Source organism: Nocardiopsis sp. NPDC055879, assembly GCF_053615935.1.
This window is the reverse complement of sequence record NZ_JBSHCT010000002.1, coordinates 304,677-325,851: the sequence shown is the minus strand read 5'-3', so window position 1 is coordinate 325,851 and position 21,175 is coordinate 304,677. Positions and strand designations below refer to the sequence as shown.

Sequence of the window (21,175 nt, the reverse complement as noted above, 5' to 3'; positions counted from 1 at the left end):
GGACGACCCCCCGAAACGATTGGACGAACCTCCCTCAACCCCTGCTAGAGTTGACCTCGCAACAGCGCCCCCTTAGCTCAGGGGATAGAGCACCGGCCTCCGGAGCCGGTTGCGCAGGTTCGAATCCTGCAGGGGGCACAGTTCGAGAGGGAACACCGCGACGGTGTTCCCTTTTTCGTTTCCGCGCTTCGGGGACGTCGCCGCTCCAAAGCGCGAAGGGAGTGAGATGACGGTCGGCCTTGAGCGCCCGGAGGACGTTCCGACGGGTTTCGCCCGGGCGTGGAACCGAGGGGACGCGGAGGGCATCGCGAACCTGTTCGTTCCGGACGCGGACTTCGTCAACGTGGTCGGCCTGTGGTGGCGCGACCGCGAGAGCATCCACCGCGCCCACGACTACGGTCTGCGGGTGATCTTCCCCGGCTCCGCCCTTCGTGTGTCCGGTGTTCGGGTGCGCGAGTTGGGCGACGACGCCGCGGTGGTGCACTGCCGTTGGTCGATCACCGGTCAGACGAGCCTGGACGGTGGACCCGCGGGCCGCCGGTCCGGGGTCTTCACCTTCGTCGTCCAACGCGGGTTCGATGGTTGGCGGGCCGTGGCCGCGCACAACACCGACCGGGTCCCCGGCGCCGAGACCCACGTCTCCGGTGAGACGGGCCTGACCCCGACCGACTACCGCGAACGGCCTTAGGGCGTGCGGCCGGGCTCGGTCAGGGGGCGGGGGTGAGGGGCCAGGTGCCGTCGACCACGGCGTCGGGGTTGCGGCGGCGCAGGTACTCCTGGAAGCTCGCGGACTGCTCGGCCTTCCACTTGATCTGGGAGGAATGCAGGTCGTCGATGGACAGCTCCGCGATCTCCGGGTACCTGGCGGCGATCTGCCAGGCCAGACGGGCCGCGGCCAGGGCGTCGGCGGCGGCCCCGTGGGCCTCCTCCTGGGCGAGGGGCACCTGGTAGTGGGCGCACACGTCGACGAGTTTGCGCGAACCCCGCCGGAAGGTGTCGACCCGCTTGTCCAGTACCAGTGGGTCCACCACCAGCGGCGGCGCGGCCAGGGGTGGCCGGTGCCGGGCGATCTCGCGGTCGAGCAGGGTGAGGTCGTAGGGCGCGTTGTAGACCACCAGGGGTAGGCCCTCGGCCACGACGGCCTCTATGGCGGCGGCGATCTCGGTGACCACCTCGACGGTCGGGCGGCCCTCGGCCCGAGCCCGTTCGGTGGTGATGCCGTGGATCTCGGCGGCCTCCGCGGGGATCTCGATCCCCGGGTCGGCCAGCCAGGCGGTGACCTCCTTGGTGCCGCGCGCGGGGTCGATCCGCCACAGGGCGGCGGTGACGATCCGTTCGTTCTCGACGTCCAGGCCGGTGCTCTCGATGTCGAAGGCGGCCATGGGCTGGGTATGCCAGGAGGTGTGCACGTGGTTCCTCACGGTTCCGGTCGTCCGATTCCGAACACGCTAGTGACATTACAGATCACCGGTGACAAGCGGCGCCGAATCGTCCTCACGTGGGAATCCGCTTTACTCCGTATCACTCGGAATGCCAGGATCTCTCCAATCGAGACGAGTGGAGTGGTGATGGAGCGGAACGACCATGAGAAGACGCGAGAACGGGAGGTCGCCGCGGGCGACCCTCTCGGACTCGGTGTCACCCCTGAGATGAACGGGCTCGCCGAACGTGGATCGTCCGCCCGGATCGCGGGTGGGAACGATCGGGACGCCACCGCCTCGAACGCCGTTCGCGGATGGCTGGTCCACATCGCTCTCTCGTTGGTGCGCGTGGTCCTGGTCACCGTCGGCATGGTCGCTCTGGTCCCCCAGGGACTGATCCCGTTGGGGATGAACCTGGTGGGCGCGAACGATTCCCTGCGTCTGTGGCTCCTGGCCCGGTACCTACCCCCGGAGTGGCAGGTCCTGGCGGCGTTGGGCTTCGTGGTCTCCGGAGCGTTGACCATCTGGATCGGGCTGCTGCAACACCGCTGGTTGGGGACGCGTCTGGTCGGCGGGGGCATGGTGCAATAACGTCATCGCATGAAGTTTCTGGTACGCGAACGCGTTTTCGACATCGGCGATGATTTCTGGGTGACCGACGAACAGGGCAACAAGGTGTTCTGGGTCGACGGCAAGGCCCTGAAGATCCGCACCACCTTCGAGCTCAAGGACCCCCAGGGCAACGAGCTCATGGTGATCCGCAAGAAGCTCTTCAAGGTCCGGGACCAGATGCGGGTCGAACACGACGGCAAGACCGTGGCGACCGTCCGCAAGCGCCTGTTCAACCCCATCCGCGACAAGCTCAACGTCGAGGTCGAGGGTGCTCCGGACTGGGAGGTCGTGGGGAGCTTCCTGGACAAGGAGTACTCCATCAGCGACAAGGAGGGCACCGTCGCGGTGGTCTCCCGCAAGTGGTTCCGCGTGCGGGACACCTACGCGATCGACGTCAACACCCACCGCCGTGACGTCGCGGGGGACCCCGCGCTGGTGATCAGCGTCGCCGTCGCCGTGGACGCCCTGACCTCCGACGACGACTGATCGGCCCACGGCCCGGTGGCCGCCGCCACCCTTCGGATCGGGTAGCGGGCTGTGGTGACCGATCGATCGGTCTCCCGCCAGACTGTCGGTGTCAACGGCGAAGTCGACCGACGAGGAGCCGAGCATGAGGGACGTGTGGCGGGGGCCGCTTCGGGTGTGCGGATACCTCCTGGTCTCCGCGGCCGCCGGTCTGGCGGCTCTGATCCTGTTGCCGCTGGGCCTGGTGGTGGCGCCCCGGGTGATCAGTCCCCGCTCGCGGTGGCCTCGGCCCTCTCCTCCCGGGCGTCGCGACGGGTGAGCAGGGCACCGGCGACGGCGGCGGTGAAGAACATCAGCACCCCGTAGACCGCGGACGGGATGGCGATCTCGGTGCTGTTCAGGACGGTGATGGCGATGGTCATCGACAGCGTGGTGTTGTGCAGACCGATCTCCATGCAGGAGGCGATGGCCTCGGGACGCCCGGTACCGACGAGGCGGGGCGCCCAGTACCCGATGGTCAGGCTCACCACGTTGAAGACGAGCACCATGAGGCCGACCGAGACGATGTACTGCGGCAGGTTCGCCCACTCGGCGGCGATCGCGCCGATGATCACCGCGACCAGCACGATGCTGGAACCCAGCTTGACCGGCCGCTCCATGCGTTCGGCGAAGGCGGTCATCCTGGCCCGGACGAACATGCCGATCGCGACCGGGACGAGGATGACCGCGAACACCTGGATCATCTTTCCGGCCTGAAGACCGATGGACCCGCCCTCGGTGAAGTAGCCGAGTGAGAACCCGGTGATGAGCGGGAGGGTCACGATGGCGGTGACCGAGTTGATCGCGGTCAGCGAGATGTTGAGCGCGACGTTGCCCTTGAACAGGTAGCTGTACAGGCTCGCGGTGGTGCCGCCCGGGGAGGCCGCCATCATCATCATGCCCACCGCCAACAGCGGTGCCAGGTCGAAGTACTCGACGAAGACCAGCACGAGACCGAAGCAGAAGAGCGGCAGCAGGAGGATCTGGCAACCGAGGACGAGGAGGATCGTCCAGGGCATGGTGAGGAGTCGGGTGAAGTCCCGGACGGTCAGGCTGAGGCCGAGGCCGAGCATGATGACGCCGAGGGCGACCGGCAGGCCGACCGTGGTGAGGGCCGAGTCCATGGGGGACCCCTTGGGGGATGGGCCGGCGACGCGGCCGAGCTGTAGGGACGCGGGGACACGGGGGCGTACCGTTCAGTGACGCACGCCACAAGCTACCCGCAGGTAGAGATAGTGGCATGGGTCACCCCGCCTGGCAAGGGTCACGTGAGCTCGGCGGCGAGGCCTTCAGGGGCGGCCCTTACGCGGGATCAGGCCGCGGGCCAGGAGCTTCCGGTGAGGTCGTAGGCCAGGTGGAACCACACCTTGCGAATGCTCGGGTGGCCGTTGTCGCCCCAAGTGGTGGCGAAGCTGTCGATCAGGGCCAGCCCACGGCCGTCCTCCGCGGTGAGCCGGTCCTCCGGCGAGGCTGCGATCAGCAGCCCGCCCCGGCCCTCCACCGCGCTGGTGGGCATCCCGTTGTCGCGACAGGTCACGGTCATCCCGTTCGGGCCGCGATCCACCCGGATCACGAAGGTCTCGTCCGGTTCACCGGACCGGCTGTGCCGGATCGCGTTGGTGGCCAGCTCCGCGCCCAACAGGGTGAGCACGTACCGGTAGTCGGAGTCCCGACCGGCGGCGCAGGTCTCCAGGAAGGCCCTGACCAGGGGCACGCTCACCGGCTCACCGGCGAACTCCCAGTGGCGTTTGGTGAACGGTACGGGCACCCGACCGTTGAAGTAGTGCCGGTACTCGTCCGGGACCCCCGCGAAGACGTCTTCCTCGGTGCTGGTGAGGGTCGGCACGGCGACGAGCGTGGGCATGAATGACTCCTAGGGCGGGACGGCTCAACGGGCGTGCGCACCATAGCGGGGGTGGCCGCGGAGGCTTCGAGGGGGGAGGGGGCTCGAACCGGTATGACCATACGCGATCACATCGTGGCGGACCAGAGGCCCCCGGTGTGGTGAGTCCCCGAATTCCTCGGCCCCATCGGGCCATCGCCACGACTTCGGCCGGTTCTCTCCCGCTCCCCCACCTCCCCTACCCCACCGAGACCAGGGCCTCCTTGGCCGCGGCCTCGGCGCGGTCGCGGTCGGTGTCCACCAGTGCGATGCGGGTGCGCCGCTCCAACAGGTCGGCCTCGTCCATGGCCCCCTCGTGGCGCACCCCGAACCGCAGTTCGGCCGGGGTGACCCCGCAGGCCACCGGAACCAGCAGTTCGGGGTCGTCCTTCGCCTCGGCCATCACGGCCGGTGCCTCGGTCCCGTACCGGGAGACCAGGTGGCGCGGGGCGTCGAGGTCGTCGAGCTCCTCGTGGGAGGCCGCGCCCACCAGCGGCAGTTCCCGGGTGCGGCAGGGGCCCGCCTGGAGTCGGTGTTCGGCGACGGCCGCGTCCACGGCCTCCTCCGCCATCGCCCGGTAGGTGGTGAGTTTGCCGCCGACCACGGTGACGGAACCATTGGGCGCCACCGACACCAGGTGCTCACGGGACAGTTCCGCGGTGGAGCCGTCCCCGTGCAGCAGCGGGCGCAGCCCGGCGAACGAGCCGATGACGTCGTCCCGGGTCAGCTTGGTGGACAAGGCCCGGTTGAACTGGGCCAGGAGGAAGTCCACGTCCGAATCGGGCACCTCGGGCACCCGAAGGGCGGGACCCTCAAGGGGTTCGTCGGTGAGCCCGGCGTAGATCCGACCGTCGGTCTGGGGCAACGCGAACACGAACCGGCTGACGCTGCCGGGCAACGGCACGGTCAACGCGGCACGGGGGCCGCCCATCACCGCGCCGTCCAGGACCAGGTGGGTACCGCGGCTGGGGCTCAGTCGGATCCGCGGGTCGAGGTCGTCGGCGTGCACACCGGTGGCGTTGACGACCGCACGCGGACGCACCGGGACGAGCCGCCCGTCGGTCTCGTCGCGCAGGAGGACGCCGTCGGCGGTGATGCTCTCGGCGGAGCAGCGGGTGATGACACGAGCGCCCTCACCGGCGGCGGTGCGCGCGATCGCGATGACCAACCGGGCGTCGTCGACGAGTTGACCGTCGAAGGAGACGATCCCGCCGAGCAGACCGTCGGGGTCGACCGCGGGGAGCAGGCGTCGGGTCTGGCGGGCGTTGAGCATCCGGGGGCCGGGCAGGACCGAGGAGGGGGTGCCGGAGAGCATGCGCAGCAGGTCTCCGCCGCCCATCCCGGCGCGGACGGCGAAGGTCCGGGCCAGGCCGGTGTCCCAGTGCACGGGGATCACCATCGGCAGGGAACGGACCAGGTGGGGCGCGGTGACGCGCATGAGGACGTCGCGTTCGCGGGCGCTCTCGTAGGCGATGCCGACCTGCCCCTTGGCGAGGTAGCGCAGACCGCCGTGGACGAGTTTGGAACTCCACCTGCTGGTGCCGAAGGCGAGGTCCTCGCGTTCGACGAGGACCGTGGACAGCCCCCGGGAAGCGGCGTCCAGGGCCACTCCGGCTCCGGTGACGCCGCCACCGACCACCAGTAGGTCCACGTCGGGACGGGCCTCCAGCTCGGCGAGGTCGGTGGTGCGGCGGGTCGCGTTCAGGGATGTGGACCGGCTCATGGGCCTTCCTTCCGTTCTCGGGGTCGCAGGTAGCCGTCCAGCAGGACGGACAGTTCGGCGACCAGCCCGTCGGTGTCGAGGACCTCGGCGAACAGGCGATGGGAGGTGACGGTGTTCTGCACGGTCACCATGACCAGGTGGGCCAGGACCGCGGGGTCGCCGTCCCGGATGGAGCCATCGGCCTGGCCGTCCGCGATGGCGGGTTCGACCAGTTCGAGGGCGGCCTTGTGGCTACTACCGAGCCGGTGGAAGGTGTAGGTGGCCAGGAGTTCCGGTTCGGTGTCGATGATCCGGCCGACGAGGGGGTGGGCGAGCATCGCCCGGGCGGCCCCGGTGGCGTGTCGCACCAGGCCCGAGCGGACGCTCTCCTCGGCGACGTCGCTCCCGGCCGCCATCTCCTCGGCGATGAGGATGTGGCGGAGTTCGCGGGTGAGCAGGTCCGCGACGAGCGCGGTGACGTCGGGCCAGCGGCGGTACACGGTGGGCCGGCTGACCCCGGCGCGGCGGGCCACGTCGGTCAGGGTGGTGCGTCGTACACCGAACGACTCCACGCAGGCGCGGGCCGCGTCCAGGATCTCGTCCTCTACGTTACGTTTTGACGCCATGTGTAAAACTGTAGAGCATGACCCACGATGCGCAAGACTCCCCCGCCGGAACGACCGACGCCACCGGGAGCACCGACACCGCACCGGAGATGAGCTGGTTCGCCTGGGGCGACCCCGGGCGGGCCACCCGATTGGACCCCGGAACGCGCGACCTCATCACACAGGTCCTGCGCACCCGCACCGAGGACATGCCCCCGGTCCCGGAGGAGGACGTCGTCCTGCCCCCGACCCGCCTGGACGAACGTCTCCGTGACGCGTTCGCAGAGGTCGTCGGCGCCGAACACGTGCGAACCGACGGGCCCACCCGGCTGCGTCGCAGCGGCGGCAAGAGCACGCCCGACCTGCTCGCCCGCCGTTCCGGTCGGACCGACCTCGCGCCCGACGCGGTGCTGTCACCCGCCGACCACGAACAGGTGGAACGGCTCCTGGCGCTGTGCTCGGCCGAGCGCGTGGCGGTGGTCCCCTTCGGCGGTGGCACCAGCGTGGTCGGCGGCCTCACCCCGATCCGCGGTGACTTCCGGACGGTCGTCTCCCTGGACCTGCGACGGCTCGACCGGTTGGTGTCCCTGGACACCACCTCCCTGACCGCCGTGCTGAGCGCCGGTGTGCGCACCCCGCACGCCGAGGCGATGCTGGCCGAACACGGCCTGACCCTGGGACACATGCCGCAGAGCTACGAGTACGCCACCATCGGCGGGTACGCCGCGACCCGCTCCAGCGGCCAGGCCTCCTCCGGTTACGGCCGGTTCGAGGACATGGTCGTGGGCATGCGGGTGGCCACACCGCGCGGCACCCTGGAGTTGGGAGGGCCGCCCGCCTCCGCCGCCGGCCCCGACCTGCGTCGGCTCATGGTGGGTTCGGAGGGCACCCTGGGCGTGATCACGGAGGTCGCCGTGCGCGTGCGGCCCCGACCCGAACGCGTCCTGGACGAGGCCTGGTCCTTCCCCGATTACACGACCGGCGTGGCGGCGCTGCGCACGCTCGCCCAATCGGACGTGCGCCCCACCATGGCGCGGTTGTCCGACGAGACCGAGACGTTCGTGAACGCCGCGTTGGCCGGTCGTGAGGCCACGCCCGGCTGCCAGGCGGTGTTGGGCTTCGAGGGCACCGACTCCGACGTGACGGCGCGCGCGGCCGCCGTGCGCGAGGTCATGGTGGCGGCCGGTGGCACCCCGTTGGGGTCGGCCCCGGTGGCACACTGGCGCGAGACCCGGTTCACCACTCCGTACCTGCGCGACTCCCTGCTGTCCGCGGGCATCCTCGCCGAGACCCTGGAGACCGCGGCGACCTGGAGTGACCTGGAGACGCTCTACCGGGCCGTGGTGGACGCCCTGACGGGCGCGCTGGACGACGACGTGAGCGGCGTGGTGGTGCTGTGCCACGTCTCGCACACCTACCCGACCGGGGCGTCCCTGTACTTCACGGTGGCCACGGGTGCGGGCGAGGACCCGTCGGCGCGCTGGGCCGAGGCCAAGCGAGCGGCTTCGGACGCGATCGTCGCCAACGGCGGCACCATCACCCACCACCACGCGGTGGGCACCGACCACCGGCCCTGGATGACGGACGAGTTGGGCCCGCTCGGCGCCGACGTGCTCCGCGCGGTGAAGTCCGCGCTGGACCCGGAGGGCGTGCTCAACCCCGGCAAGCTCATCCCCGACGCCTGACCCCGCTCCCGCGGGACCGGTGAGCCCGGAGCGGGTGGGGCCCCTCGCGGGGCCCTACCCGCCCAGCCGTTCGGTGACCTCGACGGCCAGGTCCTCCAAGGCGTCCAGGTCCTCCACGGGATCCACCGGACCATCCGTGCGGTGGAAGAGGCTCACCCGCGCGTTGTCGAACGAGTACTCCAGGGAGGACCACAGCTCGTCGGTCCCTTCCTCGTCCACCGGTCCGGACGCCGTGGCGTATCCCCCGTCGCCCACCGACAGAGAACGCCACTCCACCGCGCGCATCGGCGGGTCACCGTACTCCGACTCGAAGTCGTCGTCCTCACGGGCCAGTCGTCCTTGGGCGACGGACTCCCGCATGCGGCGCACGCTCTCCTCCTCGGCGGGGTCGTACAGCACCACCTGGAGGCTGAAGTGCGCGGTGTCACCGTCGACGTCGTCGGCCGCCTCGCAGTGGGCGACCTTGAGCACGTCCTCTTCCTCCACCGTGTCCCGGATCTGGCCGCCCAACTCGATCTCCCCCGCCCCGGGCAGACGTTCGGCCAGATCCACCGGGAGCAGGTCGGCGCAGTCCCCGGGCAGGGAAACGCCCTCGTCCCGGGTGTCGTTCGACCACACGTACAGCCCGCCCAGGGCCAGTGCCACCGCCGCGCCGACGCCGGCCAGGGCGAACGGAAGGCGGCGGCTCCGCTCGGGTGAGCGGCCGGATTCCGGAAGGGGCGTGTTCACTCGTGGGTTCCGTCTGTCTCGGTGGTCGGTCGGGATACTCGTTCGGTGGGCCCGGAGTTCGAAGACCCTCGGACCCGCCGAACGGAGGGGGTCACTTCTCGGCGACCCTCGAAATACGGCTTTGCAGGTCGGACGCGCTGCTCTCGATGGTGGCGTACACGGTCTCGATGTCGACACCGCCACTGTTCGTGCCGATCACGACCGCGCCGGCCGCGTTGCCCGACAGGAACACGCTCGCGCCGAAGCCGCCGCCCTCACCGAACTCGCCACCGTCCATGATCGAGACCACGGTCATGCCGCGTTCACCGATGCTGCTCTCGTCCCACAGAACCTGCCCCTCGGGGCCGTAGTCCAGGTCGAGGTCGCTGACCACACCCGGTTCGGTGGCATCCGCTCCGAACTCCTCCGCCGGGTCGAACTCCTCCTCCAGGATCTCCTGGAGCTGTTCCTCGGTGTCGGGGTGCTCCATGTCGAAGAGCTCGACGTGGAAGGAGACCATCAGGTCACCGGACTCGCCCTCACACGACATCTCACCGTAGGAACCGTCGGACGAGCCGCCCTCCGGGTCGAAGCCACCGTCGAAGGAGGGCATCGGACCGAAGTCGGAGTCCTCCAGCGAGTTGCCCTCGAACACGAGTGCGCAGTCGTCGGGCATGGAGACGTACTCACCACCGGAGGCCGCCCACGCCGCGATCCCGCCGATCGCCGCGATCAGTACGACCGCGCCGATGGCGCCGCCGACGATCAGACCGGTCTTCTTCTTGGGCTGCTCCGGGCCGCCGGGACCCTGCGGCCCGTACCCGGGCGGCGGACCCTGCGGCGGGTACTGCCCGTGCCCGGAGGGCGGACCTTGTGGGGGCTGCTGCCCGTACCCGGGCGGCGGGCCCTGTGGCGGATACTGCCCGTATCCGGGCGGCGGACCCTGCGGCGGCTGTCCGGGTTGTCCGGGTTGTCCGGGGAATGGTCCCTGCGGACCGGGTTGGGGCGGGGGCTGACCCATGGGGGAACCTCGTCGTCCTCGTGTCGGCTGTCGTGATCCGGAATGTTCCGGGGGAACTCCAGTCTTATCCGACACGGGAGACAGCCGGCCCCATACCGACGGTGATCACCGTCATTGGCCGGAACAGGCCGATGTCCCGACCGAGCAGGCGCGCTCGCCCTCCAGGACGAGCCACCCGCCGCGGGTTCCCCGCACGCGGATCATGGCCGTTCCCGCACCCCGCGCCCCCGAACCCGTCGACAATGGGTGGCGTGAAAGGACGACTCCGCATCCACCTGGGTTCGGCACCCGGGGTGGGCACCACCCACCACGCCCTGACCGAAGCCCGTCGCCGGGCCGAACGCGGCACCGACATCGTGATCGGCGCGGTGCACACCCACCGCAGAGTCGACACGGCGGCCCTGCTGCGTGGGCTCGAAACCGTTCCCGAGCACACCTCGGGGGCCATGGACACCGCCGCCGTCATCACCCGCGCCCCCGAACTCGTCGTCGTCGACGACCTGGCCAGGCCCAACCCACCGGGGGCGCCCAACCCGACCCGCTGGCAGGACGTGGAGGAGCTGCTCGTCGCCGGAATCGACGTTCTCTCCACCGTCGGCATCCACCACCTGGAGTCGCTGTACGACGTCGTCCACCAGATCACCGGGGTGCGCCCCGAGCACACCGTGCCCGACCGGGTGGTGCGTTCGGCGGAGGAGATCGAACTGGTCGACGTCACCCCGCAGGAACTGCGCCGACGTATGGCCCGCGGCGACCTGCACCCCGCCGAACGAGTGGACGCCGCCCTCGCCGACTTCTATCGCGAGGGCAACCTGGCGGCGCTGCGGGAACTGGCGCTGCTGTGGACCGCGGACCGGGTGGAGGAAGGACTCTCCCGGTACCGGGGCGAGCACAAGATCCGGGACACCTGGGAGGCCCGGGAACGGGTCGTCGTGGCACTGACCGGCGGACCCGAGGGAGAGACGCTGATCCGACGGGCGGCACGGGTCGCCGACCGGTCCCGCGGCGGTCGTCCGCAACCCAGCGATCTGATCGCGGTGCACGTGATCCCGCCCAGCGGCCTGGGAGAACGACCCACCGGAGAACTCCTGCGCCAACGTCGACTGCTCGCGGAACTGGGCGGCACCTACCACCAGGTGGTGGGGACGGACGTGCCGTCGGCGCTGTTGGAGTTCGCCCGGGGCGCGCACGCCACCCAGATCGTCCTGGGTTCCTCCCGCAGGCGCGCCTGGCAGTACGTGTTCGGTCCGGGTGTGGGCGCGATAGTGGCCCGCGAGTCCGGCGACATCGACGTGCACATCGTCACACACGAGGAGGTGGGCGGCGGCCGGTGGCTGCTGCCCGCTCCGGGTCGGGGGCTGAACGAACACCGCCGCGTGTGGGGATGGACGCTTTCGTTGATGGCTCCGCCGCTGGTCACCCTCATCCTGGCGCTGCCGTTCTTCTCGGAGGTCGGCCCCGCCTCCGACCCGCTGTTCCTGCTGCTCATCACGGTGGTGACCGCCGCGGTGGGCGGTCTGCCTCCCGCGATCGCCTCCGCGTTGTGGAGCGCGGTGCTGCTCACCGTGCTGTTGTCACCGTTGCACGACAGACCCTCGGTGTCGGTCGACAACTTCCTGGCGATGACCGCGCTGCTCCTGGTCGGGTCCCTGGTGGCGGTGATGGTGGAGATGGCCGCCCGCCGCTCGGCGCAGGCGGTGCGCGCCCGCGCCGAGGCAGACGCCGTCGCGGTGCTGGCCGCGAGCGTACTGGCCGGGAACGAGCCCCTACAGGCGCTGCTGCGGCGGATCCGGGAGACCTTCGGACAACGTTCGGCGACCCTCCTGGAACGGTTGGACGACGACCGTTGGCATCCGGTGCACAGCGTGGGCGCCCCGGCGTGTGACTCACCGGAGGACTCGGACGCGTTGGTTCCGGTGTCCGACAGCATCGTTCTGGCGTTGCGGGGCCGGGTCCTGCCCGCCGCCGACCGCGGGGTGCTCGGCGCGTTCGCCACCCACGTGGGCATCGCCCTGGAACAGCAGCGCCTGGCCTGGGACGCGGCGGAGGCCCGCGCCCAGGCGGCCGGGAACCGGATGCGCACCGCGCTGCTCGCGGCGGTCTCGCACGACCTGCGCACCCCGTTGACCTCGATCAAGGCGAGTGTGTCCAGCCTGCGCGCCACCGACATCGAGTTGTCCGACGAGGATCGGTCCGAGCTGCTCGAAACCGTGGAGGAGTCGGCGGACCGGCTGAACCGGCTCATCGGGAACCTGCTGGACATGAGCCGGGTGCAGACCGAGAGTGTGATTCCGCGCCTGCGGCCGGAGAACCTGGACGACGTCCTGTCGGCGACCCTGCTGGGGATTCCGGGCGATTCGGTGGTGGTCGACGTGCCCCACGAACTGCCTCGGGTGCGGGTGGACGCGGGGCTGTTGGAGCGGGCGATGGCCAACGTGGTGACCAACGCGGTGCGCTACAACCCGGCCCCCGGCTCCCCGGTGCTGGTCTCGGCCAGCGCGCACGAGGGGTACGTGCAGTTGCGGGTGGTGGACCGGGGCCCGGGGGTGTCGGACGAGGCCAAGCAGCGGATGTTCGAGGCGTTCCAGCGGTTGGGCGACGCGCCCCAGGGCACGGGCGTGGGTCTGGGGTTGGCGGTCGCCCGTGGTTTCGTTGAGGCGATGCACGGCACCCTGGCCCCCGAGGACACGCCGGGCGGCGGATTGACGATGGTGATCACGTTGCGTGCGGTGACACCGGTTGACGAGGAAGACGAGAGGCGGGCCGATGCGGGTCCTGGTCGTTGACGACGACGTGCAGATCATCCGCGCGATGCGGATCAACCTGCGAGCCCGAGGTTATGACGTGGACACCGCCAAGGACGGGGCGAGCGCGCTTCGCCTGGTGGAGGACCACCTGCCCACGGTGGTGTTGCTGGACCTGGGACTACCGGACATGGAGGGTGTGGAGGTCATCCAACGGCTGCGCGGGTGGACACAGGTGCCGATCATCGTGCTGTCGGCCCGGCATTCGGCCGGTGAGAAGGTGCGCTGCCTGGACCTGGGCGCGGACGACTACGTGACCAAGCCGTTCGGGATGGACGAGCTGCTGGCCCGAATGCGCGCCGCCGAACGCCGTGCCGTTCAGGTGGAGGAGGCCCCGATCGTGCGGACCGAGGCCTTCGAGGTGGACCTGGGCGCCAAGCGGGTGCTGCGCGACGGCGCAGAGGTGCGCTTGACCCCCACGGAATGGCACATCCTGGAGATCCTGGCCCGCAACGTCGGCCGCCTGGTGAGCCAGCGCCATCTACTGCACGACGTGTGGGGACCCGCCTACCAGAACGAGACCAACTACCTGCGGGTGTACCTGGCCCAGCTGCGTCGCAAGCTCGAACCGGACCCCTCCCGCCCTCGCCACCTGATCACCGAGGCCGGCCGCGGCTACCGCCTCGAACGCGACACCTGACCGCCCCCTGGACGCGCGTCCCCGAGTCCGGTGCGGCGGGGGTGTCAGGCGGGCACGTGGCACAGGTTCATGAGCAGCTCGAACTCGGGTGTTCCGACCTGACCGCGGTTGGCCTTGGCGACCGCCATGCACGGAGCGAACGCGCGCGCCCACTCCAGCAACCGGTCGCCGTCCACCTCCATGGTCTGGGAGAGCACGCTCACGCGGCGCTCCACCTCGGCCATGTCGGTGGCCTTCCACAGGGTCCAGTCGACGGCGTCCACGGCACCGTCGCCCAGGCAGGCGTGCGGGTCCAGGACCACCAGTCCCCGTGGGCCGCCGTCGATGACGTTGCCCGGGTGCAGGTCACCGTGGAGGGGGACGACGTCGACGTCACCGTTGGCGAGGTCACGGCCCTGGGCACTGGCTCGGTGCATCAGGGCGGCGGGCACGATCTCGGCCGCCGGTCCCTGCAGGCGCTCTCGGCTCCACCGGTCGAAGAGGAACTGCACGCGCGCGGTGAGCGGGCGCAGCTCCGCGCGCTGGTCCGGGCTCACCTCCACGCCGTGCAGCCGCGCGATGAGACCACCGATGGTCTCCATGGGCGGGACCACGCCGCCGGCGGCGACCGTGTCGCCCTCCACACGTTCCATCAGGATGGCACCGTGACCGGCGTCGAGCGCCCACACGTCGGGCACCCTCCGAGAAGCACCCCACATGCGCAGCAGACCCGCCTCGGCCACGGCCAGACCGCTGTCCGGGGAGAGCTTCAGGACGCCCTCGGTGTCGTCGGCGCGACGAACGTAGAGGACGACGGAGGTACGGCCGTGCGGAGCCGGTCCCTCCACCGTGAGTCGCCACTCCGCCGCCAGTCTCTCGACGACCGAGGGCAGCCCGGCCAGCCAGTCGACGACGTGGCCGCCGAAGCGCCGTATCAGCCGACGGCGTTGCCGTTCGTCGACGAACCGCGCTGTGACGTCGTTCATGGATCCACCTTAGATTCGGCCCCCTCGACACTTGTCGAGGTCCGAGCGCCGAGCCGCCGCGTCCGCCCTGCTTCAGGAAGGGAGCCGCCCGGACCGTCGCCGCACCGCGTGGGTGTCGACACGGCGGCGGGGAGCATGCCGCGGGCACGGGGAGTTCCCGCCCCTGAGGCATATACCCATCTCGACGGTCCGGGTAACGGAAATCTCGACGCTTCGTATTCTTTTCGTCATCGAGGGTGTTCGTCCGTGCACGTCAGGTGAGGCGGCCCTTGGCGGCCCGGTGCTGGGCCAGCAGGGTGTCCACGACCAGGTCGGACGGCCACAGCGGCGCGGTGAGGGCGGTGACGTCGAGCTCGCGGAGCAGGTCGAAGTCCGGTCCCTCCACCAGGTGCCAGGCGGCGACGGCGACGCGGTCGCGCCCGTCACGACGCAGTCGGTCGACGGCGTCGTGGACCGACGGCGCCCAGGTGCGCAGGTAACCGACCTGGACCGGGGAATCGAGGCGCCTGCTCAACATCCGGGCCACGTCCATGACCACCTGGCGTTCCTCGGCACCGGTGGTGCCGTCCGCGGCCAGGACCACACCGTCCTCGGCTCGCCGACCGGACTCGGCGAGGCGGCCGGCCAGGTCGGCGACGATCGAAGGGACCGCACCGAGTGGCGTGGTCCGGCAGGAGTCCTCCAGCCGGGTGAGGTCGAGCCGGGAGAACATGTGGGAGCTGGCGACGTCCCCACCGGCGACGAAGGCGGGGACCACCACCTTGGGTCCGCTCACGGAGCGGATCCTCTCGTCGACCTCGGCGGGACTTCCGAAGGCCGCCGTGACGGGCACCTCACCTCTTTCGGCGACCGCTTCGGCCAGCCCGCGCAGGGCCTCCCGGCGCTGCGCGTCACTCGAATCATCGGCTACGAGGACCATCGTGGGGACCATCCATGGCTCCTTGGAATCGCTTCATGAACCGCCGTTGCCCACCGAACGTAATGAGGTGTGGTTTCAGGGAGGTTCTCCGGTGTTACGCCGCGAAGAACAGTGAGCAATGGCTGCTATGGTTATCACCAGGGGATTCATTGGTGAACCATAACAATCCTCTAAAACCGACGCCCTGTCCACTTCCGGGAAAGTGACGCCGGTCGCCCCCTCTCCACCCGGGCGACCCACGGATCACCCATCCGAACCCCTGACAACAGGGATGATCTGCGGCAACACCTTTGTTCCGGGAAAAACCCGTCGATCCGCCAATCGCCGGAAGTTGTCGAACACCACACCCCCTCACCCACGGGCGACGGCGAACACAACTTCAGTGGGGACTTCTCCAGAGAAATCACCACATGTCCGCGCAAATGCAAATGCACGGCACATTTGCACGTGCCAGGGAATGCTCGGGGAAATTCCATCGGCCCGGGGACCTGCGATCACGCTCGGTGCGCACGCCGCCGGCACCCCGTACCCCCCCGAGAACCGCCACGCGCCCGCCCGAGACGAGCCAACTTCGACTACCACGCGTGAAAGAGCCGTGTCAAGGGTGCGAACTCCCCCACACCCCCATACCCGCACACCACTTGACGTGGGGAGACAGGGTGCGAGTCCGGTGTCATCACTTGCCAACCCGCCCCGACGCCGGCCACACTTGAACTCGACGGGGTGACTCCCCAGGGCCTCGATCGCCCCCGGTCCACCTCCGTCGCCGCGAGCCGGCGCCGCCGACAGGTGTACCGTCGCATCCCCCACATCCGTAACGCCTCGCGTCCGCAGAGCCGTCCAGACTGGAGTGAGCATGGCCGTCCACCCTCGGGTGCAGACGCTGACCCAGGCCTTTCTCGCCAATGCCGACCAAGAGGCCCCCGGTCTCGTCCAGGGCCTGTACCTGACCGGCTCGGTCGCTCTCGGCGATTTCCGCCCGCACACCAGCGACGTCGACTTCGTCATCGTCACCGAACGCCACCCGGTGGGGGAGGAACTCGACGCGCTGCGCCGCATCCACCACCGGACCAGACACCAGGTGTCCGCTCCGCAGTTCAACGGAATCCACGTCACCTGGGGCGAGCTGGGACGCGACCCCTCCGAGTGCGGCCCCGTCCCCTCCGTCATCAACGGTCGTTTCCGCACCCGCGCGAGCGCCGACGTCAACCCGGTGACCTGGCACGTCCTGGCCGAGCGCGGCGTCACCGTCCGCGGACCCCACCCGGCCGAACTGGACGTTTGGGACGAACCCGAGAGCCTGCGCACCTGGTCCCTGGGGTCGTTGGACGAGCAGTGGCGCCGCTGGCGGGAGAAGGCCGGGCGCCTGGTCACCCCCCGCGGATTGGCCGTCCTCGGCTCCCTCGCCCCGTCCTGGAGCGTGCTCAGCGTGAGCCGCCTGCACTTCACCCTCAAGACCGGCGAGATCACCTCCAAGTCCGGCGCGGGCGCCTACGCACTGCACGCCTTCCCCGAGCGCTGGCAGCGCATCGTCAACGAGTGCCTACGGGTGCGTCGCGGCGCCCGGTCGCCCTCCCTGTACGAGAGCGCGCTGGCCCGTCGTCGCGCCGCCCTGGACTACATCGAGATGGTCCTGGACGAGTCCTTGCGCCCCGGTCTGGTCACCTGAGCCAGGGCGCCCCTTGAGGCACCTTCCACGCCGTGGTCCTCTCCCTCGGTACCCCTCGGTCATGCCCCACGACTATTCTGGGTCGTATGACCATGCGCCCCATCGTCCGATTCGGCGATCCAGTCCTCGTCACCAAGACCACCCCCGTCACCACCTTCGACCAGCGCACGGAGAAGCTGGTGCGGGACCTGCTCGACACCGTCGACGCTCCCGGACGGGCCGGGGTGGCCGCCACCCAGATCGGCGTGGGCTCGCGGGTGTTCAGCTACGCCGTCGAGGATCGCATCGGGTACGTGATCAACCCCGAGATCGTGGAACTGTCCGAGGAACTCCAGGACTGCGACGAGGGCTGCCTGTCCATCCCCCGCCTCTGGTACCGCACCGAGCGCGCCCAGAGGGCCGTGGTCAAGGGCGTGGACCTGCGCAACGAGCCGATCACCGTGGAGGGCACCGGGCTCATGGCCCAGTGCCTACAGCACGAGACCGACCACTTGGACGGCATGCTCTACATCGACCGGCTCTCCCCCGAGGACCGCAAGCGGGCGCTGCGCGACATCCGTCATTCGGATTGGTTCCTGCCCGCGGAGAAGCCCGCGCCGACCACCGCGGTGCGCCTGCCCAGCGCCTTCGGCGGCAATTCCTGACCCTCGCTTGACCCGCCTCGGGGCCACTCCGGCCCCGGGGCCGCTCCCCTACCGGCCGGTACGTGCCGTTGTGGTCGTACTCCCCGGGTATCTTCGGACAGACCCCGCTCTCTCCTCCTCATCCTCACGAGTCAACTCACAGTGCACATAACACCACGATCTCGTATGGTCGGCTGAGGCACCTCTGCCCCTCCCGTGACGGAAGACGGACCGTCCTCGGGCATGGCCGACGCCCTCAGACCATCGCCGGAGCCCACATGACTTCCACTCCTCGCAACGCCTCACGACGCGCCCTGCCACTGGCCGCCGCCACCGTCGGCGCCGCGACCCTCCTGAGCCTGTCCGGGGTGGCCCACGCCGACCCCGACGACGTGGACATCGACGAACTGACCGAGCGCGCCGAAGAGCTGGAGGAGTCCTACGACGGCGAACTGCTCCAGTTCACCGAGATCAAGGACCGGGTGGACGAGGCCGAGGAGACCCTCGAAGAACTCGAAGGGCGCCTGGAAGGCTCGCGGACCGGGGTGTCCGCCATCGCCGCCGCCCAGTACAAGAGCGACGGCTTCGACCCGACTCTGCAGATCGTGTTCTCCAGCGAGCCGGAGGAGATGTTCGCCGACGCCGCGACCGTCAGCTACCTGGGCGAGAGCCAGGCCGAGGAGATCACCGACCTCATCGACCTGCGCGACGACCAGGCCACGGTCACCGAGGAGCTCCAGGGCGAGCTGGCGGAGGCCTCCGACCTCATCGACACCCTTGAGGAGGAGCGCGAGGAGGTCACCGAGCGCATCGCCGAGTACGAGGCGGAGCAGGTTCCCGAGACCCCCGGCGACGGCACCATCCCCGACAGCGCCCGCGGCGGCGGTTGGGACCAGACCCAGCCCCGGATGGCGGCCATCCGCGACGAGATCATCATGGAGTTCGGCGCGCCCTTCCCCGTGGGCTGTTTCCGCCCCAGCGCCGACGACCACGGTGATGGCCGGGCCTGCGACTTCATGATGAGCGCCAACGGCGCCTCCCCCTCCGAGGCCAACCGTCAGCTGGGAACCCAGATCGCCGACTACGGCATCGCCAACGCCGACCGACTGGGCATCAAGTACATCATCTGGGAACAGCAGATCTGGCAGTCGACCTCACGCCAGTGGACGTTCATGAACGACCGCGGCGACCTGACCCAGAACCACTACGACCACGTGCACATCAGCTCATACTGATCATTTCTTAGCGGCGCAGACCCCCGGCTTCAGCCGTGGGGAGGAAGTCAACGGATCGTTCGCACGCCCCATGCCGGTCAGCGGGATCGGCGAAGGGCCAAGGGGACGACGGCGGCGAGGGCGACGGTGACCACCGCGAACGCCGGCCCGTAGCCGAGCAGCTGGATCACCAGACCCAACCCGACGGAGCCCGCGCCGGTGCCGGCGTCGTATCCGATGTTCCACACCGCGCTGGCCCGGCCGTGTCCGGTGGGACCGGCCCGCTCCAGCATCACGGTGACGGTCTCGTTCTGTACCGCGCCGAAGCCCAGACCGAACAGGGCGGCGCCCGACAGCACCAGCGCGGCCGTCATCACGCCGGGGGCCGCGTCGCCGTTGCTCCACAGACCCGCCGCGAGCAGCCCCATGCCCAGCACCGCGACGATCGCTCCGGGCAGCAGCAGGATCGTGCGGCCGTGCCGGTCGAACAGCACCCCGGCGGTCCAACGCCCGGTCACCAACAACAGCGCGTACCCGGCCAGCAGGGCGCTGACCAGCCAGGCCGACTCCTCCAAGGGGATGGCGAGGAAGGTGACGATCCCACTGGCCGCCGAGGACAGCACCAGCATCAGGACCAGCGGCGCGGCCAGGGCGGCGAACAGGGGCAGGCCACGGGGTGCCGGCCGCGCGTCCTGGGGGGCCTCCCCCGCGTAGCGGAGCACGGCCCGGTTGCGGCCGCCGTCGGCGAACAGGATCCCCGAGGACAGCGCGGCGGCCACCACTCCGCAGATCCCGGTGAGCCAGAACGCGGTGTCGAAGCCGAACTGCAGGGCGAGCGCCACCCCACCGGGCAGGATGACGACCTGTGGCAGTCCCACGGCCAGACCGTAGTAGCCGGTGGCCCTGCCGACCTGGGCCGGGGGCACCAGGCGGGCGGCCAACGCGGTGCCGGCCACGCTCACCATGCCGAACCCGACACCCCGAACCGCCGACACGGCGATGAGCGGGCCGAGGTCGGTGGTGAGGGCGAACAACGGCGTTGGCAGGCCCATGATGAGCGCGCCGACCGGGAACGCCCACTGGTAACCGGCGGCCCGATCCAGCAGCCAGGGCATGCCCAACTGGGTCAGGACCGTGGTGAGCATGAAGACGGCCGTGGTGGCCCCGGCGCCGAACTCGCCGGCGCCACCACGGGAGGCCCACAGGGGTACCAGCGGTAGCACCGCCGCGAAGCCGCACAGGCCCACCGCCGTGGCCAGGATGAGGAGCGTGAATCCGCGGCCCCTCAGCCCAGGGATGTCAGCGGAGGAGGTGACGCTCCCAGAGGGAGAACCGGATCGGATCATCCCCCCTTTGTACCGGGGTCGACACGTACTGTCTAAACACCCTCTTCGTCCCGGTTCGCTCCGTCGCTCCGTTCGTGGAGCCGTTCGTCGAGCCATTCGCGCAGACGGGACACGAGGTCGGGATCGACCGCCCGTTCGGCGTGCCCCATGCCGGGGATGATCCACAGGTCCTTGGGGTGGCGCGCCGCGTCGTAGATGGCCGTGGCGTGGGTGACGGGGAAGTAGGCGTCGGAGTCGCCGTGCACCACCAGCAGGGGCGCGGGCGCGACCTGGCCGGCGATCTCTCGCGGTTCGGCCGGGATGGGGTTCCAGTGCCGGTCGGTGACCCTGACCTTGCGGAAGCGTCGGAGGATGGCCCTGCCCAGCGTTTTCTCGATGGCCAGGTGAAGCAGGCGCATGGCCCGGGTGCCCCGGTAGTACCAGCGACTGGGGCCGCTGACCGAGACCACCGCGGTGCTTCCGCCGTAGATGGCGGCGTGGCGGATGGCCACGGCCGCGCCCATGGAGAACCCGACGGTGGCGATCCGGTGGTAGCCGAGCTCGCGCAGTCGACCCACGACGGCCTCCAGGTCGTGGATCTCGGCGTTGCCGACGGTGCTGTGTCCCCCGGAGCCGTGATGCCCTCGGAAGTCGAAGGTCATGACGTCGCCGACGGACATCAGTCCCTCGGCGATGCCCCGGGTGGGCGGGCTCTGATGGCTGCCGGTGAAGCCGTTGGCCAGGACGACGGCGGTGGTGCGGGGTTCGATGCCGCGCAGCAGCACGGCGTCGATTCCCACCCCGTCGGAGGTGGTGAGTCGGTAACGGTGCTCCCGCGAACGTGCGGTGTGATGGTCGGTGGTGTCGGACACCGTT

The 21,175-nt window shown here is 70.1% G+C and carries 20 protein-coding genes and 1 tRNA gene; 10 read left to right on the top strand and 11 right to left on the bottom strand.

Annotated features, from left to right (window positions below; genetic code table 11):
• The first annotated feature begins 66 nt into the window (after positions 1-66).
• Both ACWGKS_RS03650 and ACWGKS_RS03645 read left to right on the top strand, forming a co-directional pair.
• Positions 67-138: transfer RNA gene (locus ACWGKS_RS03650), tRNA-Arg, on the top strand.
• A gap of 88 nt (positions 139-226) precedes the next feature.
• The gene (locus ACWGKS_RS03645; protein WP_358512262.1) at positions 227-688 is read left to right on the top strand and encodes an SgcJ/EcaC family oxidoreductase; all 462 of its coding nucleotides are present in this window, start codon (positions 227-229) and stop codon (positions 686-688) included.
• A 19-nt stretch (positions 689-707) separates the two neighbouring features.
• Here the strand turns inward: ACWGKS_RS03645 and ACWGKS_RS03640 are convergent, their stop codons facing one another.
• Positions 708-1,409: an exonuclease domain-containing protein gene (locus tag ACWGKS_RS03640; RefSeq protein ID WP_358512264.1), complete on the bottom strand. Its 702-nt coding sequence runs from the start codon at positions 1,407-1,409 to the stop codon at positions 708-710.
• A 159-nt stretch (positions 1,410-1,568) separates the two neighbouring features.
• Here ACWGKS_RS03640 and ACWGKS_RS03635 point away from each other — a divergent pair, with 159 nt between their 5' ends.
• Both ACWGKS_RS03635 and ACWGKS_RS03630 read left to right on the top strand, forming a co-directional pair.
• The gene (locus ACWGKS_RS03635; RefSeq protein ID WP_358512266.1) at positions 1,569-2,012 is read left to right on the top strand and encodes a hypothetical protein; all 444 of its coding nucleotides are present in this window, start codon (positions 1,569-1,571) and stop codon (positions 2,010-2,012) included.
• A 9-nt stretch (positions 2,013-2,021) separates the two neighbouring features.
• Positions 2,022-2,519: an LURP-one-related/scramblase family protein gene (locus ACWGKS_RS03630; RefSeq protein ID WP_358512268.1), complete on the top strand. Its 498-nt coding sequence runs from the start codon at positions 2,022-2,024 to the stop codon at positions 2,517-2,519.
• Between the two features lie 242 nt (positions 2,520-2,761).
• Here the strand turns inward: ACWGKS_RS03630 and ACWGKS_RS03625 are convergent, their stop codons facing one another.
• The 4 genes from ACWGKS_RS03625 to ACWGKS_RS03610 all read right to left on the bottom strand — a co-directional run bounded on the left by ACWGKS_RS03625 (position 2,762) and on the right by ACWGKS_RS03610 (position 6,747).
• Positions 2,762-3,661, bottom strand: coding sequence for a bile acid:sodium symporter family protein (locus ACWGKS_RS03625; protein ID WP_358512271.1), 900 nt, complete (start codon positions 3,659-3,661; stop codon positions 2,762-2,764).
• A gap of 188 nt (positions 3,662-3,849) precedes the next feature.
• Positions 3,850-4,401, bottom strand: coding sequence for an ATP-binding protein (locus tag ACWGKS_RS03620; protein ID WP_452455816.1), 552 nt, complete (start codon positions 4,399-4,401; stop codon positions 3,850-3,852).
• Positions 4,402-4,618: 217 nt separating this feature from the next.
• Positions 4,619-6,142 carry a glycerol-3-phosphate dehydrogenase/oxidase gene (locus ACWGKS_RS03615; RefSeq protein ID WP_358512276.1) on the bottom strand — a complete coding sequence of 508 codons (1,524 nt, stop codon included), beginning with the start codon at positions 6,140-6,142 and terminating at the stop codon, positions 4,619-4,621.
• Positions 6,139-6,747 (bottom strand): TetR/AcrR family transcriptional regulator, encoded by a 609-nt coding sequence (locus ACWGKS_RS03610; protein ID WP_452521635.1) that lies wholly within the window; start codon positions 6,745-6,747, stop codon positions 6,139-6,141. The genes ACWGKS_RS03615 and ACWGKS_RS03610 overlap by 4 nt, the downstream gene beginning before the upstream one ends.
• Before the next feature lie 17 nt (positions 6,748-6,764).
• Here ACWGKS_RS03610 and ACWGKS_RS03605 point away from each other — a divergent pair, with 17 nt between their 5' ends.
• Entirely contained in the window at positions 6,765-8,411 is a 1,647-nt protein-coding gene (locus ACWGKS_RS03605) for an FAD-binding oxidoreductase (RefSeq protein WP_358513292.1), read from the top strand.
• Between the two features lie 54 nt (positions 8,412-8,465).
• On the opposite strand, the gene ACWGKS_RS03600 is transcribed toward ACWGKS_RS03605, so the two are convergent.
• Complete coding sequence (locus tag ACWGKS_RS03600) at positions 8,466-9,140, bottom strand: hypothetical protein (RefSeq protein WP_358513294.1); 675 nt, start codon at positions 9,138-9,140, stop codon at positions 8,466-8,468.
• A gap of 91 nt (positions 9,141-9,231) precedes the next feature.
• Complete coding sequence (locus tag ACWGKS_RS03595; protein ID WP_358513296.1) at positions 9,232-10,140, bottom strand: hypothetical protein; 909 nt, start codon at positions 10,138-10,140, stop codon at positions 9,232-9,234.
• Positions 10,141-10,382: 242 nt separating this feature from the next.
• On the opposite strand from ACWGKS_RS03595, the gene ACWGKS_RS03590 reads away from it, so the two are divergent.
• Together ACWGKS_RS03590 and ACWGKS_RS03585 are read left to right on the top strand one after the other, a co-directional pair.
• Entirely contained in the window at positions 10,383-12,926 is a 2,544-nt protein-coding gene (locus tag ACWGKS_RS03590) for an ATP-binding protein (protein ID WP_358513298.1), read from the top strand.
• A complete protein-coding gene (locus ACWGKS_RS03585) occupies positions 12,907-13,584 on the top strand; it encodes a response regulator transcription factor (RefSeq protein ID WP_358513300.1) in 678 nt (225 codons plus the stop codon). The genes ACWGKS_RS03590 and ACWGKS_RS03585 overlap by 20 nt, the downstream gene beginning before the upstream one ends.
• A 44-nt stretch (positions 13,585-13,628) precedes the next feature.
• Here the strand turns inward: ACWGKS_RS03585 and ACWGKS_RS03580 are convergent, their stop codons facing one another.
• Positions 13,629-14,549 (bottom strand): aminoglycoside phosphotransferase family protein, encoded by a 921-nt coding sequence (locus tag ACWGKS_RS03580; RefSeq protein WP_358513302.1) that lies wholly within the window; start codon positions 14,547-14,549, stop codon positions 13,629-13,631.
• A 253-nt stretch (positions 14,550-14,802) separates the two neighbouring features.
• Complete coding sequence (locus ACWGKS_RS03575) at positions 14,803-15,480, bottom strand: sirohydrochlorin chelatase (protein WP_358513304.1); 678 nt, start codon at positions 15,478-15,480, stop codon at positions 14,803-14,805.
• Between the two features lie 844 nt (positions 15,481-16,324).
• Between ACWGKS_RS03575 and ACWGKS_RS03570 the strand changes: the two genes are divergently transcribed.
• From ACWGKS_RS03570 to ACWGKS_RS03560, 3 genes are all read left to right on the top strand, one after another.
• A complete protein-coding gene (locus tag ACWGKS_RS03570; protein ID WP_358513306.1) occupies positions 16,325-17,137 on the top strand; it encodes an aminoglycoside adenylyltransferase domain-containing protein in 813 nt (270 codons plus the stop codon).
• A gap of 86 nt (positions 17,138-17,223) precedes the next feature.
• Positions 17,224-17,781 carry a peptide deformylase gene (def, locus tag ACWGKS_RS03565; RefSeq protein WP_358513308.1) on the top strand — a complete coding sequence of 186 codons (558 nt, stop codon included), beginning with the start codon at positions 17,224-17,226 and terminating at the stop codon, positions 17,779-17,781.
• A gap of 257 nt (positions 17,782-18,038) precedes the next feature.
• Entirely contained in the window at positions 18,039-18,995 is a 957-nt protein-coding gene (locus ACWGKS_RS03560) for a coiled-coil domain-containing protein (protein WP_358513310.1), read from the top strand.
• A gap of 77 nt (positions 18,996-19,072) precedes the next feature.
• Here the strand turns inward: ACWGKS_RS03560 and ACWGKS_RS03555 are convergent, their stop codons facing one another.
• Positions 19,073-20,320, bottom strand: coding sequence for an MFS transporter (locus tag ACWGKS_RS03555; RefSeq protein ID WP_358513312.1), 1,248 nt, complete (start codon positions 20,318-20,320; stop codon positions 19,073-19,075).
• A gap of 32 nt (positions 20,321-20,352) precedes the next feature.
• The gene (locus ACWGKS_RS03550; RefSeq protein ID WP_358513314.1) at positions 20,353-21,171 is read right to left on the bottom strand and encodes an alpha/beta hydrolase; all 819 of its coding nucleotides are present in this window, start codon (positions 21,169-21,171) and stop codon (positions 20,353-20,355) included.
• Between the last annotated feature and the right edge of the window lie 4 nt (positions 21,172-21,175).

Excerpts from the sequence above, each read along its gene's own strand:
- ACWGKS_RS03595 (WP_358513296.1), bottom strand. The coding sequence starts at position 10,140 with ATGGGTCAGCCCCCGCCCCAACCCGGTCCGCAGGGACCATTCCCCGGA.
- ACWGKS_RS03620 (WP_452455816.1), bottom strand. The coding sequence starts at position 4,401 with ATGCCCACGCTCGTCGCCGTGCCGACCCTCACCAGCACCGAGGAAGAC.
- ACWGKS_RS03610 (WP_452521635.1), bottom strand. The coding sequence starts at position 6,747 with ATGGCGTCAAAACGTAACGTAGAGGACGAGATCCTGGACGCGGCCCGC.
- ACWGKS_RS03580 (WP_358513302.1), bottom strand. The coding sequence starts at position 14,549 with ATGAACGACGTCACAGCGCGGTTCGTCGACGAACGGCAACGCCGTCGG.
- ACWGKS_RS03560 (WP_358513310.1), top strand. The coding sequence starts at position 18,039 with ATGACTTCCACTCCTCGCAACGCCTCACGACGCGCCCTGCCACTGGCC.
- ACWGKS_RS03645 (WP_358512262.1), top strand. The coding sequence starts at position 227 with ATGACGGTCGGCCTTGAGCGCCCGGAGGACGTTCCGACGGGTTTCGCC.
- ACWGKS_RS03570 (WP_358513306.1), top strand. The coding sequence starts at position 16,325 with ATGGCCGTCCACCCTCGGGTGCAGACGCTGACCCAGGCCTTTCTCGCC.
- ACWGKS_RS03555 (WP_358513312.1), bottom strand. The coding sequence starts at position 20,320 with ATGATCCGATCCGGTTCTCCCTCTGGGAGCGTCACCTCCTCCGCTGAC.
- ACWGKS_RS03605 (WP_358513292.1), top strand. The coding sequence starts at position 6,765 with ATGACCCACGATGCGCAAGACTCCCCCGCCGGAACGACCGACGCCACC.
- ACWGKS_RS03590 (WP_358513298.1), top strand. The coding sequence starts at position 10,383 with ATGGGTGGCGTGAAAGGACGACTCCGCATCCACCTGGGTTCGGCACCC.
- ACWGKS_RS03575 (WP_358513304.1), bottom strand. The coding sequence starts at position 15,480 with ATGGTCCCCACGATGGTCCTCGTAGCCGATGATTCGAGTGACGCGCAG.
- ACWGKS_RS03630 (WP_358512268.1), top strand. The coding sequence starts at position 2,022 with ATGAAGTTTCTGGTACGCGAACGCGTTTTCGACATCGGCGATGATTTC.
- ACWGKS_RS03615 (WP_358512276.1), bottom strand. The coding sequence starts at position 6,142 with ATGAGCCGGTCCACATCCCTGAACGCGACCCGCCGCACCACCGACCTC.
- def (WP_358513308.1), top strand. The coding sequence starts at position 17,224 with ATGACCATGCGCCCCATCGTCCGATTCGGCGATCCAGTCCTCGTCACC.
- ACWGKS_RS03585 (WP_358513300.1), top strand. The coding sequence starts at position 12,907 with ATGCGGGTCCTGGTCGTTGACGACGACGTGCAGATCATCCGCGCGATG.
- ACWGKS_RS03635 (WP_358512266.1), top strand. The coding sequence starts at position 1,569 with ATGGAGCGGAACGACCATGAGAAGACGCGAGAACGGGAGGTCGCCGCG.
- ACWGKS_RS03625 (WP_358512271.1), bottom strand. The coding sequence starts at position 3,661 with ATGGACTCGGCCCTCACCACGGTCGGCCTGCCGGTCGCCCTCGGCGTC.